This is a genomic window from Parachitinimonas caeni, assembly GCF_030129945.1.
Taxonomy (GTDB): Bacteria; Pseudomonadota; Gammaproteobacteria; order Burkholderiales; family Chitinimonadaceae; genus Parachitinimonas; species Parachitinimonas caeni.
In genome coordinates this window covers 23,634-41,257 of record NZ_JARRAF010000012.1, presented here as the reverse complement: position 1 = coordinate 41,257, position 17,624 = coordinate 23,634, and the positions used below count along the sequence as shown (strand labels likewise).

At 57.6% G+C, this 17,624-nt stretch carries 13 protein-coding genes and 2 pseudogenes; 3 read left to right on the top strand and 12 right to left on the bottom strand.

The genetic code is table 11. The features are described from left to right. Nucleotides 1–3: 3 nt before the first annotated feature. From PZA18_RS11905 to PZA18_RS11870, 8 genes and pseudogenes are all read right to left on the bottom strand, one after another. Nucleotides 4–1,332 (bottom strand): glycosyltransferase family 2 protein, encoded by a 1,329-nt coding sequence (locus PZA18_RS11905; protein WP_284101066.1) that lies wholly within the window; start codon nucleotides 1,330–1,332, stop codon nucleotides 4–6. Further along, nucleotides 1,329–2,654 (bottom strand): TackOD1 domain-containing metal-binding protein, encoded by a 1,326-nt coding sequence (locus PZA18_RS11900; RefSeq protein ID WP_284101065.1) that lies wholly within the window; start codon nucleotides 2,652–2,654, stop codon nucleotides 1,329–1,331. The genes PZA18_RS11905 and PZA18_RS11900 overlap by 4 nt, the downstream gene beginning before the upstream one ends. A 438-nt stretch (nucleotides 2,655–3,092) precedes the next feature. Continuing rightward, nucleotides 3,093–4,025, bottom strand: a complete 933-nt coding sequence (locus PZA18_RS11895; RefSeq protein WP_284101064.1) for a VirK/YbjX family protein — start codon at nucleotides 4,023–4,025, stop codon at nucleotides 3,093–3,095. A gap of 982 nt (nucleotides 4,026–5,007) precedes the next feature. After that, nucleotides 5,008–7,311, bottom strand: coding sequence for a tetratricopeptide repeat protein (locus tag PZA18_RS11890; protein ID WP_284101063.1), 2,304 nt, complete (start codon nucleotides 7,309–7,311; stop codon nucleotides 5,008–5,010). A 172-nt stretch (nucleotides 7,312–7,483) separates the two neighbouring features. Continuing rightward, on the bottom strand, nucleotides 7,484–7,840 hold the full coding sequence (locus tag PZA18_RS11885; protein WP_284101062.1) for a hypothetical protein: 357 nt from the start codon (nucleotides 7,838–7,840) through the stop codon (nucleotides 7,484–7,486). A 122-nt stretch (nucleotides 7,841–7,962) separates the two neighbouring features. After that, a pseudogene (locus PZA18_RS11880) lies at nucleotides 7,963–8,079 on the bottom strand (prepilin-type N-terminal cleavage/methylation domain-containing protein); the annotation flags it as partial. 592 nt (nucleotides 8,080–8,671) lie between these two features. Beyond that, nucleotides 8,672–9,025: a hypothetical protein gene (locus PZA18_RS11875; protein WP_284101061.1), complete on the bottom strand. Its 354-nt coding sequence runs from the start codon at nucleotides 9,023–9,025 to the stop codon at nucleotides 8,672–8,674. Between the two features lie 135 nt (nucleotides 9,026–9,160). Next, nucleotides 9,161–9,257: pseudogene (locus PZA18_RS11870) on the bottom strand (prepilin-type N-terminal cleavage/methylation domain-containing protein); the annotation flags it as partial. A 675-nt stretch (nucleotides 9,258–9,932) separates the two neighbouring features. On the opposite strand from PZA18_RS11870, the gene PZA18_RS11865 reads away from it, so the two are divergent. The 3 genes from PZA18_RS11865 (at nucleotide 9,933) to PZA18_RS11855 (ending at nucleotide 13,009) form a co-directional block, all read left to right on the top strand. Next, nucleotides 9,933–11,168: an esterase/lipase family protein gene (locus PZA18_RS11865; protein ID WP_284101060.1), complete on the top strand. Its 1,236-nt coding sequence runs from the start codon at nucleotides 9,933–9,935 to the stop codon at nucleotides 11,166–11,168. A gap of 271 nt (nucleotides 11,169–11,439) precedes the next feature. Next, nucleotides 11,440–12,066: a LysE family translocator gene (locus tag PZA18_RS11860; protein WP_284101059.1), complete on the top strand. Its 627-nt coding sequence runs from the start codon at nucleotides 11,440–11,442 to the stop codon at nucleotides 12,064–12,066. Between the two features lie 100 nt (nucleotides 12,067–12,166). After that, the gene (locus tag PZA18_RS11855) at nucleotides 12,167–13,009 is read left to right on the top strand and encodes a hypothetical protein (protein ID WP_284101058.1); all 843 of its coding nucleotides are present in this window, start codon (nucleotides 12,167–12,169) and stop codon (nucleotides 13,007–13,009) included. A gap of 157 nt (nucleotides 13,010–13,166) precedes the next feature. On the opposite strand, the gene PZA18_RS11850 is transcribed toward PZA18_RS11855, so the two are convergent. The 4 genes from PZA18_RS11850 to alkA form a co-directional block, all read right to left on the bottom strand. Continuing rightward, entirely contained in the window at nucleotides 13,167–14,366 is a 1,200-nt protein-coding gene (locus PZA18_RS11850; RefSeq protein ID WP_284101057.1) for a DUF3142 domain-containing protein, read from the bottom strand. Continuing rightward, the gene (locus PZA18_RS11845; protein WP_284101056.1) at nucleotides 14,363–15,256 is read right to left on the bottom strand and encodes a DMT family transporter; all 894 of its coding nucleotides are present in this window, start codon (nucleotides 15,254–15,256) and stop codon (nucleotides 14,363–14,365) included. Before PZA18_RS11845 ends, PZA18_RS11850 begins: the two co-directional genes overlap by 4 nt. A 36-nt stretch (nucleotides 15,257–15,292) precedes the next feature. Next, the gene (locus PZA18_RS11840; protein WP_284101055.1) at nucleotides 15,293–15,781 is read right to left on the bottom strand and encodes a methylated-DNA--[protein]-cysteine S-methyltransferase; all 489 of its coding nucleotides are present in this window, start codon (nucleotides 15,779–15,781) and stop codon (nucleotides 15,293–15,295) included. Nucleotides 15,782–15,986: 205 nt separating this feature from the next. After that, complete coding sequence (gene alkA / locus PZA18_RS11835; protein ID WP_284101054.1) at nucleotides 15,987–17,498, bottom strand: DNA-3-methyladenine glycosylase 2; 1,512 nt, start codon at nucleotides 17,496–17,498, stop codon at nucleotides 15,987–15,989. Nucleotides 17,499–17,624 lie beyond the last annotated feature (126 nt).

Genomic DNA, 17,624 nt, shown 5'->3' with positions numbered 1-17,624 from the left:
CGGTCAGAATTTGGTTTTTTTCAGCACCCACCAGGGGGCCATTGCAGAGTCGAGATGGCTCTTGAAGAAGATCTCGGTCAGCACTGCCAGCGAGCAATGCACACGGGCTGCGAACGCAAACAGCGGGAACAGCGGCAGAAAAAGCAGGTAACGCGCATCCTCACGCGGCCGTTCCGACACGCCGACCACGTAGAGACCGAAGAAGATTGCCAGCGCGGCCAGATACACCAGATAGACGAAGCTCATCACGCCCAGCACCATACCGAGTGGCATGGTCCAGAGCAGAACCCCGGTATACGCAACGATGACAAAGGGCATCACCAGCTGCAGGTACAGCCCGGAGAGCAAGGTGAACAGGAAATTGCGCCAGCCGAGTAAACCCGGCCGCAAATTAAAGCGGTATTTGCGCACGAACAGGTAGAACAGATCCCCTTCCCAGCGCAGGCGTTGCTTGAAGAAAATCGGGAAGGTGTCGGGGGCATCGGTATGCCCGATGGCATGCGGCTCGAACACGATACGCAACCCCTTGTGCCGGCCGAAGTACTGCTTGAGCCTGAGTGTCAGGTCCAGGTCCTCTGCGGTACCGGCATCCCAGCCCCCTACCCTGCGCAGAAAGCTGGCCCGGAACACGCCGAAGGCGCCGGAGATATTGTTGACCAGGTTGAATTCCGACAACCCGGTTTTGCCGGCACCAATCGACAGCATGTATTCCAAAGCCTGCATGCGGGTCGCCAACGATTTGGCGGCATTGCGCACTCGCAACGATCCAGCCACCCCAACCACATTCGGATCTGCGAAGTGGCGGGTGACGTTGCTCACCATATCGTTGTCGAAGCTGGTGTCGCCATCGAGCGCCATGACCACTTCGCCAGTCGCAAACTGCAGTCCGGAATTCAGCGAAGACACCCGGCCGCCACGCTGCCACTTTGGCAAGACCAGCAGGTGGCGACGTGGGATGTCCTTCAACTCGGCTTCACAAGATTTGGCCGCTGCCAGCGTCGGGGCATTCTGGATGGCGCCGTCGATCACCGGAATGATCTCGATCACCCCCGGGTATTCCTGCCAGGCCAGCGACTGGATGGTTTTGATGACGTCCTCACCTTCCGAATAGCAGGTAATGACGCAGCTGACCTTCGGATAACGCTCACGCTGCTTATGCGGACGCAACTGGCGAATCGAATAACGCACAATGCCAAGCACCACCAGCACGAACATCGGCAGTTCGAGCAACAGGGCAAACGGGAAGAACTTGAGGGCAACTTCCAGCCAGGTGCGTTCGCTGCTGACAGACAGCATCTGCTGAAAGGCGAAGATGGCTTCTTCGAGAATCATGTCTGCTCCTCCAGTCTTTGCATCAAGGCCTGCGCGCTGGTGCAGCCCGCAACTTCCAGCGGGGTATCCAGACTACGGATGCGCAGCTTGAGCATCTGCGCCTGCGACTGCTCCTGCAACACGCGCTGCAATCTCGCAATGAAGCCGGCAATCGATGAAAACGGCAAAAACAGCCACAGCCGGTTTTCACTGGTGCGGGTGGTAACGTCCGAGGTCCGTAACAGCTCATGCAAACGACGTGCGAACTCATCAAGCAATAAAAATGCACGTGGCGCACCCAATGTCTCGACCAGACCGGCGGCATCTTCAAACTCGATCAGCACCAGGCCGAACTGCATGATCGGGTGCCGCTGTTGTGCGGCCAGGGCCCAGTCCACCAGCCGTTTGAAGTAGTTGGGTACCACGCTGTTGGGCAGATCAAGTGCAGCGAACGACTCCTCGATCTGACCGGCGCGCAGGACAGCACGACCATGTGGTGTCACCCGTAGCGTCGCCACTTCCCGCACGTCCAGCTCTCCCGGATCGGCGACGGTCTGGCAGTCCAGACACCGGGCAACGATCGAAGCATCAACAAAAACGTGGTGACACGCCGCACAGGCGTACTGGGTAAGCGGCCGGTCGTAGTCCACGCCGATGTGACGCAAACGGGCGCTGCATTTGGGGCAGCCAAGGCCCTTCTCATCGTGAAAATCCGCCTCGGGCGCAACATTGCCGCAGGTAAAGCAGTGCAGTGAGGCTGATTTGCGGATTTGCAGACTGCTGCAATGCGGACAGACATCCAGATAGTGCAGATGGGCGCCGGTGCACTGCCGGCAATGGCGGGTACGGTCCACCACGGCAACCGGTTCGAGCAGACTGCGGCGTGTCAGGCCGGTGATCCAGGCATCAACCTGATCACCCGGCATGGCCAGCGCTTCAGCAACCGGGTAGCGATAGAGCAGGTGCGCCTGCCGATCCAGCAAGGGATGCAGCTCGCTGGCTTCGCGCAAATACAGGTAATAGAGCAGCCGCTCCTCTCGGACCAGACCATCCGGGTCCAGCCGCAGGCTGGCGCGCACCGTCTGGATTCTTTCGGCAGCGGCGTAGGCGTCATCCGGGCTGACACCGCCATCAACCAGAGGGGATAGCCCTTCATCACTGCCGCAGAAAACCGGGCGATCCCACCAGCGCGAACGACGAACCTGCTCGATCAGCAGGTCGCGTTCGGCTGGCGGCAAACCCGTTATATAGAAGCCGATTGGCGTGAGGTTGCTGGCGATGAAGTCATCCCAGCCATTGAAATTGGCACCGGCACTAAGGCCGATTTCGAAAGCAGTCAGCATGGATTATCTCAACCCTGGCAGCCGGCCTTGCCCATGACATCGCTTGAACACGGCCGGACCCTGATACCAGGGCGGTTGCATCGGTGACGGGTGTCTTGAGTGACAGTGCGTTGTGGCGCTGTCATAACCAAGACCGGGTGGCGTGAAAGCGGTACCACCCACCTGCACCCCGTTTGCGTCGCAGCCCCATCTGCTCCCGCATTTGGATGAGAGGACAATCTGCCACGTTCAACCTTCTGGTCTCGTCGCAGCCTTTCCGCCCCTGATGTGTCGCCCTCATCCGATACTGACTTGTCTTGCCTGCAACCCCACCCAAAGATCCCTGCTTGTGCAGATGGTTTTGAAATCAACCCCTTATAACGCACCTCAGACTTCGTGGGCCTTGCTTCTTTATTGATAGACAATCCGACGTTTTCAATGGGTATTTTTGCCATACACTCAGGCGTTTGATTGTAGGAGGCGGATTGTCTGAGAATGCAGGTGATCAAGCAATGCTTGCCTGCGGCGATGTTCGGCCCGTTTACGGGTAGCAACCTCATCGGCCGAACGACAGAGTGGCTGCAACGGCAGCAGAAAGTCACCATCTGGGTGTAGTGTGGCACCCAGTTCCTGCCAGAAAGCGTCGTAGTCACACTGGACCACGCGACGCACACGCCAGCTGCGGCACACATGGTAGCGATTGGAAACCGCCCGGATTTCAGTGGCGCCAATATGAGCCGCCAAGGCAAACAAACCCTCAAGTACCGCCCGCTTCGGACGCAAGCCGTGACAATGCTTGCCCGCCAGCCGGACACGCTCCCTGGCGGCCTCACCAGCCGGGCCTTGTAGACCGCCGAGGTAGAGGCAGCAGCCCCCCTGCGCTTCCAGCAAGCTGAAACTCAGCTGCGCCAGACACAAGCCATCCGACCGATCACGCCAATACAGGCCCAGCTCGCCCTCTTTCTCGTTACGGCCGGCACCAGCCAGCCATAACTCATACTCCCCCTGCCCACTGTCGAAACTGGCCAACAACAAGCCTGGCTGCAAGTAGATGGCCTGCAGGGTACGCAGATGAAATAACCGCCCGGTCAGCTGATAGTGACCACGCAAAACCTGCAGACGCCTTCGCATCCCCCAACCACGGCGCAGCAGGGGTCGATGCAGTTTTTCCAGCAAGCGAGGACTCCGGTTCGACAACTCAGCCCACACCGGATGCCCTTGCAGAAATTCAAACCAGCTGCGGCTTGTGGCCGACCAGAGCTGACATCGCAGCCACATCTTGAGGCGCTTGCGTCGATTGTCGGGATGGCAATGTCGGCTCAGGGCCGCAAAGCCAGGGCGGTGTAAAACGTCGCGCTGGCGGCGCAATAAGGAAGAAATGATCAGGGTCACGTTGCTGTCTCGGCAATGCTGGTTGGCCTTGTCTGGCGGCAGACAGATCCCGACTCAGCGAAGCTCGGCAAAACCAGTCAGAACGCAGCGCAAACCAGGTTCTGTTGACGTCAGCAGAACCCAGGCACTTCCGTCCGACAAATTCGCCATATTTGAAAAATATGTAAGCAATTGTAACCGTGCTTGCCTTGATTGGAATGTCCAACAACAACCCTGACAGTACAAATATCCGCAATGCTTATGAAATCAGCCGCTTGCCTTATTGCCAAACAAATAAGCCGCACCAGTGCATGTTGCAGACGCAACAGCACCCGGCTCTGCCGGCGCCTGCCAGCACCTTCCAGCTAGGCGCGATCAAGATCACGCCATCGCCAGTCCAGAGTTCAGCATTGCCTGCTTGGTGGGATGACTTGCAGCAAAGTGCGGACAGCACTTCTCCAAGTGCCAGTCGGAGCGAGAGGGGATAGATCAGCAGGCGAGGAGGGTCTGGTCGCGCAGATTGCGCTGGCGGCCAGTCATTGCTGCCAGATGATTAGGTCCTGTTGACATTAGGTTTACCGCCGTGCCGGATCGAGTTTTGGGGCAGGGCTATACCCGCAAGGAGTAGGCCGTGGCGGATGCCGAAAAGTGGCTTACAGCCACGGCCCCCTTGCGGGGACGAAGGGTTTCGCCGAAAAACAGCCTGGCCTGGTATTGCAGAACGCTTGCATAGAATGACTATGCGGCGCGCTCTACACCTTGTTCCACGCCGTCTCCCGACGAAACACGATCTGCAAACCTTACGTCAACAGAACTTTAGAATGTAGGCTTCTGACGCTTTCGCCAGGAGACTATGACTGATCGGAATGTCGGCCGTGTCGCGGATCGGAGCGGCTAGATATCAGGCAGTTGAGGCCACTCATGCGGAGGCCATCCAGCAGCCTTGCCGAAAGGCCGCCGCTAGCCTGGCAAACGCCCCCCAAGCGGCCGCCCGTAATTCCGATCAGATCTGACTGGCTGTCGGCGGCACTGGCACGCTGCTTCGTCGCTTGCGCCTGATGAACAACCAAACGCCAGTGGCTACGCCTGCCATGCCAAGTAGACCGGCTCCCCCAGCAAACACCTTGTGCTGTTTGATCCAGCGTTTGCCGGCACGCCAGTGTTCTCGCCAGACATGGCGCGAAGCGCCGCTGAAATCCGGGTCCACGCATTGCCGGCCGAAGCGGGCAGCCCAGGCAACCCGCGGCCCATGTTTTACATAGCGCTGATAAATTTTCCAGGCAAACTCCTGGTCGCGATCCACCATCCAGCCTGAGGCCCGGCACAGCACCGCCGCATAAGCCTGACTACGAGTGGGCAAGGTATCAGCTGCCTGCAGCGCCAGATCGACTGCCAGATAGCGGTAGTGATAGCGCTCCTCGACCTTCGGCGCCGTCGCCTTGACCCGTTTCAGTTCCTCCTTGCCCAGATAGGGGCTCTTTTCCACCGGCAGCGATGGCTCTTCATAGTCACCGCCACTGACGAAGCTATCAGGCGCCAGCTCGTAGCCGAATAAACTGATCCCCTCCCGGCGGGCCAATGTAGCCGCAGCAAACAGCGCTTCCGCCTTGCCTACCCTGCTCCAGGCCCGATCTGCCGCACGCCGGGCATCCGCATACGCCTTGGCGTGTTCCCGGATGTCTGGATCAAAAAAGCGCTTGTCGCCATCGGCATGGAAGTAGGTCAGCGCCTCGTCGTAGCGGCCTGCTCGCATCAACCGCCTGGCCAGCAGGTCACGCAACTGAGCCGCAGGACTCACGGCAGGCCAGATCGCCCCGGCATCCGGACGGGCGTACACGCCTTTGCCAATCTGCTCAAGGCTGGGCAGGGGTGGCTCAGGCACCTTGGCATCCACAAATGCCTTCAGTTCCTCCACGGTCACCACCCGCTCGGCCAGATAGGCAACATCCAGCCAGTAATGACCGGCCACACTGTAGAGCTGGGTCAGCGCGTTCAGATACTCGCCACGAGACAGCGTCAACACTGCCTGCTCACCCTGCAAGCGCTTGGCACTATCGGTGGGCATACCATCAACTTGCGGGAAAGCCTTCGCCGCCACCGCATAGTGGCTGGCTGCCTGTGCAATCTTGCCCTGTCGCAAAGCCAGCTTGGCCCGAACCCAATGAGCCATCGGTGTTTTGCTACCCTGGCTCAGCTGCTCGGCCTGGCTGAAACGGCCCAGATCGTAAGCCAGCGCAGCCAATCGATCTGCCTGCGGATGCTTCGCAGCAAGGCGGATATCCACCGCTGCCAGCAAGTTCTGATAAGGTGAACCGGCCTCCCGTTCAGTCTTCGGCCGGTCTTCGGGCATCCGCCGGCTGACCGTAATATCGTCGCTAAACCCCAGCGCGTAATTCACCAGCAGATTCAATATCGCCGGCTCTGCCAGCCGTTGTTTCAGTTCAGATTGGGGCAAGCGCAATAATTCGCGGGAAATTTGCCGTAACGACCCTAGCCCCGATTCGGAGCCTCGCGCCGCCTGCTCGTTGTAGAGAGCAAGCGCTGCCGGCAGCTTCTGCTGATTCAGCAGAAGCCGGGCTTCCTCCCCCAGGCTGGACAGCGCCAGCCCCAACGGATCGGGCATCCCTTCTCGGGCCAGTCGGCGAGTCTGCTGGAAGGATTGCGCTGCGGCCTGATCCTCGCCAAGACGTGCCCAGGTACGGCCCAGCATAAAAGCCGCCCATACCGAACGACTCGACTGATCCTTGGCCGGCAGCTCAAGCACCTGTTTGAAGAACTGGGCTGCATTGCGCAGCATGGTGGTTTGCTGCGTGCGATCGCACGGCGGCTTGACCTTGGGCTTGTCCGCTGACGCGTCTTCTTCCTCTTCAGAATCGTCGTCACCACAACCCAAAGCCGCATCAGTACGATTGAACTCCACCGCACCCGCCACATACAGGCGTATGGCTGCCGGCAAATCCTTACCCGCAATGAGCGCCGCCTCTCCCGTCTTGGCTTGGCGGGCCGCTTTTAGTTGTGCCACCAGCCCCTGGTTCAAACCGGCCCGTTCGGCTTGTTCCTGTGGCGTTGGTGGTGCAGGCGCATCGGGCGGGGAATATGGGGCTTCAGCAAGATCGGGGGAATACTTGAATGTCAGCGCTTTGGCGTTCTGACGCTGCACTTCTGCAGCAAAATCGATATTGATCGGCGCCTTCAGGCTCTGGCCTCGATCAAACAGCAGTTGGTAGAACTCCGGGCCACAAGCATAGGCCAAAGCCCCCATGACACCACCGAGGAAAAGAATCGCAACAACTTTGTGATTTTGCATGTCTCTCGCTAATTATCAGCAATGGCAAGCTCACATTGAACCTGACAATTGACGATAGATCACGCCGGGGAAAGCACCAGCACCACGAGGGCAGTACCCATGGCAGGGTTGCGAGAGTGTTGCAGCCAAAGTGGCTGCAACACGCCGGGCTACTTTTGCGACATTGTGCGCATCACTGCTTACAGCCATCCTCCGCCGGGCTTGGCATGCTGGGGGACGGCTTATCGATACTGGCATTCGAGCAATCTTTAACACCACCACCATTGCTGCTGCCACCAAAAATGCGCGTACCTTTGATATTGGCAGCCTGCACAGCAACCGCCGTTTCGCTGTCCTTGGCTTGCAAGCCAACGTTGTTCGACACCTTGAAGGTAAACGCATGCGTCACGAACCCGCCTTCAGATACCGCCCAGGTTGCATCACGAGTCGTGTCAGCCGCCTCGATGGACACCTCGGCCAATGCCACGCTGCTGGCCAGATTCAGCGCCATCACGCCGCCGGCAATAACTAATTTTGTATGCTTTTCCATCAACCATCATCCCTAACCGATTTCAAAACGTCACTTCACACCCAAAATAGATGCTTTTAACTTGAAGTATTTGCTGCAGCTGCCGTCAGAAAATTCCTCGCATCGGATTGAGCAGCTTTATCCTGACCCTTTTTCTGATACTCGGAAAACTGAGGAATAGCAATTGCAGCCAAAATGCCTATAATCGCCACCACAATCATCAACTCAATCAAGGTAAAACCTTTTTGCAGATTCTTCACTTCTAAATCCTTTACTTAAAAAATAGAGTCATTTCCTACAGGCGAAACCATGCCGCCATGAGATAAAACAATCCCATAGCTTTATAATGCAAAATAGTTTCAATGCGTTAATTTATTGAACTAAGCAAAACCCAATCAACCTGCAGAAAAATGATGTTTGCGTAGCTTACAGACACAAACACTGTCATACAATATTCGAAACCATGTGTAACAATAAGTAGCCAATCACTTCCACAACGGTAAGCGCTTGTTATTTACCATTTTTATTAAAATCGGTTCATACTTGCTTCATGGTCTTTTAAGGTAAAAGCGATCCGTCGCGGCCCCTGCCTTACCTGCCTTATATTAGATAATCCAGATTGTTCCTGATGAGTCCGACACACGCGCCTCCTCCCACAGGCAACAGCAAGGACGGAAGACCTGACCAAGCGCCGGCTGCAGCGCCATAGAAAAAGGGAAGCTGGCGAACAGCATTGGCAAACGCCATACCGTCGCTCACTTCCCTTTTCAAATTTGGCAGATTCGATCTACCCAATCAGTCCTGACTGGCAGTTTGGCCTGCCAGATAACTAGCTGAGTCGATTTAAGCTAATCAAGCGCAACCGTCGTTTTCAGTAGTTGGTTTTTTCGGTTCAGGATTGGCAACACTCTCATCCTTGCAAGCCTTGATGCCACCACCACCGTTGCTGCTTCCGCCGAAAATGCGCGAACCCTTGATATTGGCTGCCTGTACCGAAATTGCAGTCTTGCCTTCATTGGCCATCAGACCCACATTTTTCGAAGCAGTAAAAGTAAATTCATTTACTACAAAACCTGTAGCAGACGCTTCAAATTTCTTGGAACGCTCAGCATCCTTCGCGCCAATCTCAAAATCAGCGGCAATAGCACCACTTACATTCAGCGCAACCACACCACCCAGAATAACCAGTTTGGTTTTCTTTTCCATTTTTAAATCCCTTGTTTTGTTAGGCTTTGAAGCCGGAAATTTCAAACAATCAGCTCGATGTATTGGCAGCGGCTGTTGTCAGAAAGTTACGGGCATCCGACTGAGCAGCCTTGTCCTGACCCTTTTTCTGATACTCACTGAACTGGGGGATGGCAATCGCAGCCAGAATACCGATGATCGCCACTACGATCATCAGCTCAATCAAAGTAAAACCGGCCTGTAGCTTTTTCATTTTAATTACCCTTTCTTAAAAATGCGGAAGCACTGTCTTCCGCCAACGTCACAGCATTTATTTTTATACCCACCCATCAATTCATAAAAATATCAGCTATATCAATAGAAGTAATCGAAAACACAAAACCACCGACAACTGTGGAATAAAACCAGGTACGGGAATAAAGTCTTGCTGCGATACAGCACAAGCCACACTTGACGAAACCAAATTCTTTCGGACCAATATTTTACACATATGTCCTATTCAGCACAATTTGCGCCGCAATCGGCCATGACTCTTTTATAAAAAACGCCTCAAGCCAGCGTTAATTAATTGATTTTTCATACATTTATTGTCAATTGCATAAACAACAGTCGATACAACAAAACACGCCATTCGGGCCGCAGCGCCATCAATCATCCCTCCGCTACATCGTACCTCGACCTCAGAAAGAGTTCGCCAGACCGCCCGACAGACTGGCGAATCAGCCGTCGGATCGCTGCACCGCAGCATGCATCAGTAGATGCTTAAGTGGCTTCAGGCGAGTAGGATCAGTCTCGGAACCCGCATAAAACCAGGGTTCTTTTTCAAAGGAGCCTGTATTGGGGCCAACCGGAACTCTCCGCGTCGCTAAGGCAGCTTAGCCTGCATCGGGGTGGGAGGTTCTGGTCGAATAAGAGGAGACAATAGACCATGAGCAAGTTTGCAGCCTATCGCTCAGGCAAACATTTACACCCCAGCGATCTGCGCGCTGCCGCCCAGTTGACCACCCAGGCAGTGCTCGGCGCCAGCCAGATTGCAGAAGAACTGCATCAGACTTTCTGGAGCACTCTCGGTTTTCGTGGCGGGGAACAACCCGGCCAAGCGCGAGGCATTACCGGGATGTTTTATCGAACCTTCAACGAACTGACGCGCATGGTGGGCAGTGGTGTCGATAGCGTATTAACACTGATCGAGCCTGATCTCCCCTGTGAGGATGGCAGTCCACAACGGGAATCAGTAATCGCCGCCCTGAATGGTGTCATGGGCGACAAGCTGGCGGCGACCAACAATCCACTGGCTACCCGCATGAGCATCCGTTATGAAGGTCAGGCCATAGACTGGCGATCACCACCCGACCCTGACGTCGCCAGCAGCAAGGTGCTGCTGCTGATTCACGGCCTATGCATGAGCGAGTTGCAATGGCATACCGGCTATCACGATGGTGCCAATGATTACGGCAGCGTTCTGGCCAAGACGCGCGGCTATACGCCGCTTTACCTGCGCTACAACTCCGGCTTGCACATTTCCGACAACGGCTGGGAGCTGGCAAACCAGCTCGAAACCCTGCATGACTACTGGGCCACGCCGGTGCAGGAAATCTCTGTGCTTGCCCATAGCATGGGCGGGCTCCTGATACGCAGTGCCGTGTATCAAGCACAGCAGGCCGGCATGCATTGGCCGGAACGGCTCAAGAATATTGTCTTTCTGGGCACGCCACATCATGGCGCACCGCTGGAACAAGCCGGCAACTGGCTGGAAGGCATCTTGCGCAAACTGCCCTATGCCGCGCCGTTCGCCAATCTAGGACAGGTCCGTAGCGCAGGCATCACCGACTTGCGTCACGGTCATGTGCTGGCGGAAGACTGGCACGGCCAGGATCGATACCAGCGCATACCCGACCAACGGCGCCATCTGCCGCTACCGGAAGGCGTTGCCTGCCACACGATTGCCGCAACCACCGCCCCGCGACGCAATGATCTGATGGCCCGCCTGTTGGGTGACGGGCTGGTGTTGCTTCCTAGCGCACTAGGTCAGCACACCGATCCTTCACGCAGCCTGAGCTTCGCGGAAGAGGCGCAGTGGATCGCCTGTCGCATGAACCACATGGCGCTGCTGAACCACCCCAGAGTGCTACGTAAACTGTTGCGCTGGTTACCGGCACACTAGGTTCTGTTAACGTAAGGTTTACAGGCGCGCCTGGCCGAGTTTTGGGGCGGGGCGAGGCAGGGTAAGCGCGGTTTAGCGTTTCAGGCCGTTTTCCGGCGAAACGCGATCTGCAAACCTTACGTCAACAGAGCCTAGGTTCTGTTGACATTCGGCTTGCCAATGTCAGCGGGGTTTGGGCCCACCTGTATCGCCCATGCAGGGGCTGGCATGAAAACAACCCACCCCGTCGCTGAAACGTCAGCAGCGCTCAATCCACTACAGAGGACTCGCGATGTTTCCATTTGAAATCTGGTTGGCTTATACCCTTGCCTGCATTCTGCTTGTCTTGTCCCCCGGTCCGGACAATTTGCTGGCCATCGGCCGTGGCCTGAGCCAGGGTTGGCGCGCTGCGCTGATTTCCGGATTGTCATCCGGTGCGGGCATCCTGTTCCATGTTGCCGCCGCCACCTTCGGCCTGACGCTGTTGATGCAGACTTCCGCAATTGCCTTCTGGCTGGTCAAGCTGATTGGTGCCGGCTACCTGCTGTACCTTGGTTTCAAAGTACTGCGCGCACGCAGCCTGATTGAATTCACCCCGGCGGCGCACAAGCCGCTTGGCCATATTTTCGCCACGGGCTTTCTATCTGCAGCGCTCAACCCCAAACCCGGGCTGTTCGTCCTGGCGTTTATTCCACAATTTGTGAACCCGGCAAGGGGCGACGTGACTATCCAGATGCTGATTTATGGCGTCTGGTTTGCGCTGTTGACGGCGATGGGCTTCGCGGCCATGGGCATGTCGGCATCCCGGCTCTCCGATTGGCTCAAAGGTCGTCCGCGTGTCATTGCCGGCCTGAATATCGGAGCGGGGCTCACCTTCGTTGCATCCGGGCTATCCGTCGCCGCGCTCAAGCAAAAGTAAGCGAGACGGCGCACGCCCCCCCCACACCGGCCAGGCCGTGCGTCGGAGGATTTTCCCGGGTGCTTACCCGATCAATGTTTTCAAACGAAAGAAAAGAAGCATGTTTAAAGCAGCAAGCAGCGGTCTTGGCGTTTTACTTTGGGCCTCATTGGCTTGGCAACCGGCCCTCGCATCAGAGCGAAATGCTTTGGCCGCCAATTTATTGGATCAGATGATCAAACAGGAGGGCGGCGCTTACGCACAGCGTCTGGGCAGCGTACTGCCTTTGCCCATGGGAATGGATCGTGCCGGCTTTCTACAAACCCTGAAGAACGGCTGGCAGGACCAAACCGGCCGATTGACCGTGTCGGTACCGCTCAAAGTTAAAAACTGGGGAAGTGGTGGCGGCCATGAGCCTTGGCAATTCAAAGATGAATCGGTGCAACGCTACTTCAAGCAAGTATTCAACACGATTCGCACCGGAATGGCTCAGAAAGGCTATCAGATCAGCTTTTCAAAAAACGATCTGTTTCATGGCCATATTTTTTCATTCGAGCACGATGGCCTTAAGGATTTCGGTATTGTTTTCCACGCCAAGGAATATCCGAATGACGCGCAATTTGTAGAGCAAAATGGCGGGAAAGGCGCAGATAGTAATTTCTCGGTAAATGACGGCAATTACAAACTGCGTAATTTTGTCTGGATTGCCTCGGCCTCAAAAGTCTGGCTGGTTCAGGCAGATCGCCCGGCTATGCAGCCTTTGATCACCGCCGACTGGCTGGACCCCAATAGCGACGACCCCGTGCTGAAAATGCTCTACACGCTGCAACTAAAAGCGCTTACGGTACAAGATCAGTATTTCAATGAGTTAGGGCAGTCGCTGGGTAGTGTGAATTACTTCAGTGTCGATGCAATCAAGCAGATTACCGGCAGCAGAGTCACCAAGGATATTCTGTTTTTCTAGAAATTATTTGATTGCGCATTTGATTGGCGTTCAAATCAAAAGCCCGCTGCAATGCGGGCTTTTGACTGTTGATCCGGGTATTGGCCCTGACGAATGGGCGCTGATCAACTCATTGCCACGCTTCCCAATCACCCCATCGTCAGCCGGGCCAGCGTGATCAAACCGCCGGCCACTTCAGACTGGGTGGACTGGCGCAGCGTAGCCAGCCCACCCTTTGCTTCATGCCCGGAGCCAGCAGACCCGCCTGCTGGCGTTCGAATTGCCAGCCAGCCGGGGTCAGCTGCAATGAATACCCCGCCAAGGCATCGGCCAGCTCACAACTGGCTGGCGCCTGGATAACCGGCGGCAAACCGGCATCCACATTGCCGCGATTGAGCAGTATCAGGTTATACAGCCCAGGCACATCACCAGCCTCTAACAGCGGCACCGGCTCGGCTTGCAGTGGTTGCCCCTGCACCACCCGCAACCAGCCTGACAGACTCCAGGCGCGTTGGTCTTCAGCCGTTGGCAGACGAAACCAGACAACGCCCTGCAGGTTGGCCGGATGTTTCTGCTGCAAGCCTTGCAACAAGCGTGCGACAGCAAGCGGTTCTACCACCAGCTCGCGCTCAATCACCCCCGCCCGCCTGCCGGGCGCTTCGCTGGTCACGGCAGCGACCTCACCCGCAGCATCAAAACCAATGCGGCTACCATAGGCCGGCAGCGCCACGCGAAAGGGCTTGTCGTAGCGCGCAAACCGCTCCAGCCATTGCCTGGCCTGGTCCGATTCGAACAAACCCTGGCGCGGATTGCGTACCGCATGCACCTGCAGCACGACTTCGTCCACCCGACCCAACACTGCCGGCAAAGCCTCGCTTTCCAACCAGGCCGGTAAAGCAGTGATCGATAGCGGCAAGCCCGCCAGCGCAGGTTTCAGCTGCGCCAGGAAATCGGCATAGGCACTCAAACGGGCGGTGGCGCAATCATGGTCGATTTCCAGGCCGGACAAAGCCAACCCGGTTTGCCGCCACTGCGCCAACAGCTGGGTCATCTGCTGCCGCAACGTGTTCAGGTTCAGCTGTGACAGCTGGCCGTCGATGCGAACCACCAGTACCACGGGTCGCCCGCTCTGCCTGAGTGCCGCCGCATCAAACGCCACCGGTTGCAAGCGCCCCCGGCGATCGGACTCCGCCGCCAGCACCCGCCACTGCCGGATCGCCCCGGCAGAGCTAGCCATCGACTGCAACAAAGCCGGACGCCACTGCCGCTGCCAGATGTAGGCATCATGGGGCAGCGCAGCCGGCGGTCGGCTGCATGCCGCGAGGCCAATCCAGGCCAGCAACACCGCCAGCACGAGCCAGAAACGTCGTCGCATCATCCGCTGCGGGCGGTCGCCAATTTGCCGGGCAGACTGACCAGGCCCGCAGCCAAGGCGGTACCCAGCAGAATCACCAGGCTACCCGCCAGCATATTCAGCGTGGGCTGTTCATTCAGGAACAGCGCTCCCCAGAGCACGCCAAACAAGGGAATCAGAAAAGTAACCGTCATCACCTTGGCCGGCCCGATGCGCGCCAACAGGCGGAAATACAAGATATAGGCCAACCCCGTGGAAGCGATGGCCATGATGATGACGGCCATCCAGGCCCGTGCCGAGACCGGATGCTGGGGCCAGAGTGCGATGGCAGCTGGAAGCAGTAACAGCGCGGCGCAGATCAGACTGCCGGTTGCAACAGCCAGCGAATTGACACCTGTCAGCCGCTGTTTGGTGTAGTTGGCTGCGAAGCCATACATCGACGTTGCCAGCAAGGCGGCAGGCACCGCCAGGGCCGCGCCTCCTGCGCTGAAGTGAAGTTTGTTCCAAACCAGCAGCAAGACACCGCAAAACCCCACCAGCAGACCCACTACACGGCTGCCGCTAAGCCGATCGCCCAACCATATCCAGGCAATTGCCGCCCCCCAGAGTGGCGTTGTCGCATTCAGGATCGACGCGAATCCGCCGGTCACATACAGTGTGGCAAAGGCCAGCAGGCAGAAGGGCAAAGCCGAGTTGGTAATGCCCACAATGGCTAACGCCGGCCAGTTACCCTTGAGGTGAATCTGTCCCCGCCGCCACCACAGCACCGGTATCAGACAGAGTGCCGCCAGCGCCACGCGCAGCTCAATCAGTACTACTGGGCCGAATTCGGGCGCCGCCAGCCGCATGAACATAAAAGAGGCCCCCCACAGGGCAGCCAGTATCAGCATTTCGGCAATATCACGAGTTTTCATGATTGTTTGGTTTCTCGTTGAAGGAAAAAGGGCCAATCAGCAGGCAATGGCCAGTGCGGGCTGCTCGCGATCAAGCAAGGCACGCTTTCGTTCAATGCCTGCCGCAAAGCCGGTGAGACTGCCATTGGTGCCAATGACGCGATGGCAAGGCACCACGATGATCAGCGGATTACGGGCCACCGCCTGCGCCACCGCACGAACCGCCCGCTCGCGGCCAACATGGCGGGCCAGCTGCAGATAGGTCCAGGTCTGGCCGGCCGGAATTGACTGCAGGGCTTGCCAGACTTGCTGCTGCAAAAGCGTTCCCTGCGGTGCCAGCGGCAGATCGAAAGTCTCGATATCCCCTGCCAGCCAGGCATTGAGCTGTGCCTGCGCCTGCCGCAGCATGGGGTGGCTGGGCATCTCCACCGCGTCCGCCAAAGATGGCAGGTACTTCTGATCGGCAAAATACAGGCCCAAGAGGCCATCAGGCCCCGCCAACGCCAACATGCTGCCCAGCCGGGTGTAAAAGCGTGCATACCACATGATTTTTCTCCTTAACTTCGGGCCGGGTCGATTTTTGGGGCGAGGCGTCGTCAGGGTTCGCGTGTTTAGCCCGCTAAACCGCGCTCACCCTGTCGTGCGTGGTGGTTGGGGCTTTGGCCCTTACCATCCACGGCCTACTCCTTACGGGTATAGCCCTGCCCCAAAAATCGATCTGGCGCGACGGTAAACCTGAGGTCAACAGAACCTAGAGCCCTGGCTCGGTCAACCGGATTGGGGTGCCTTGCCACAGATGCAACACGGCATAAGACCGCCAGGGCCGCCAACGTTCTGCATGACGCTCAATATCTATGGGTTTATATCCGGCAAACCGTTGCCGGATGATGAGGTCCGTCGCCAGAAAAGCATCCGGCCAACCCCAGGCACGCATGGCAATGTAAGTCGCGGTCCAGATGCCGATACCCGGCAACTCGGTGAGCCGCGTGATGGCTGCTTCGACATCCACCACAAAATCCAGCCTCAGCAATCCCTGCGCCTGCTGGCTGGCCAGGGTGTGCAGACAGTGCGCCCGTTGCCGACTCAAACCGATCTCGCGCAACACTTCAACCGGCAGGGCCGCTACGGCCTCGGCACTGGGAAACAAGCGGCAGACACCGGCAAACGGCGTTTCAATAACCTCGCCGCAGCGCTCTATCAGGCGGCCAGCCAGTGTCGCCGCAGCTTTGACGCTAACCTGCTGTTCCAGCACCGCCCGCACAGCGAACTCGAAACCACCCACCGCGCCTGGCAGACGTAGCCCCGGCCGGGGTAAAGCCAGCTCACCCAGCACCTCGGCGATGTCTTGCGGCTCCGCATCGAGATCGAACAGTTGCCGCATCTGCGCCAATACTTCGGGCACCACCGGGCTTAGCCCTGCGGATACCTCGACCACTACCCGCGATTGTGTGGGCTCGGGTGTCACCCGCACCCAGCCAGGATGCGCCTTGCCCCCCTGCATGATCGTCAGGCTGCGCACATAGCTCCCTGCCTCGACCGTCTCCAGACCTTTCATGGCACGACTGGCCATAAAGTTCATCATCCAGTCCCAGTCATAGGGTGGCCGATAAGCCAGACGGAATTGCAGGGAAGCCGGCAGAGCCGACCCGGCCTGCTGTCGCTGCCGGATCTCGCTGGGCGACAAGCGGTAACGATCGCAGAACATTTCATTGAATCGGCGCAGGCTGCTGAAGCCGGCCTCATGCGCCACCTGCAACAATGGCAGGTCGGTATCCATCAACAGCCGCTTGGCATTGAGCAGGCGCTGCGACTGGGCATATTCAATCGGCGATGCCCCAAACTGCTCGGCAAAGATGCGCCGTAGATGGCGATCGGTGATTCCCAGCCGGGCAGCCAGCTGCGGGCAGTTGTGATCGGCCAGAAAGCCCGATTCGATCAACCGCGCTGCCACTTTGGCGTAGCGGCCGCCCGCATCGACTGGCGCCAAACCCGGTGCCAGTTCTGGACGGCATTTCAAACATGGCCGAAAGCCCTGACGCTCGGCCGCCGCCGCACTCGGGTAGTAACTGCAGTTTTCGGGCTTGGGCGTACGCACCGAACAAACGGGGCGGCAATACACACCGGTCGAAGCGACGCCGATGAAAAAGCGGCCGTCGAATTTGCGGTCGTGCGAGAGAAATGCCGCGTAGCAGGCTGCATCTGTGAGTTCCATGACGCAAAGCATACGCGCGGCAATCAGGCCGCGCTGGCGGAATTCGGACATTCAATCCGCAATGTCCGACATTCATCCGGTGGCGGCACCAGGGGGTGCGTAGGGCAAGACAGGCCCCTCATCCCGGCTGCACGCGAAAAAAACAAAGCCCGGCAACGCCGGGCCTTGTCTGCTGTA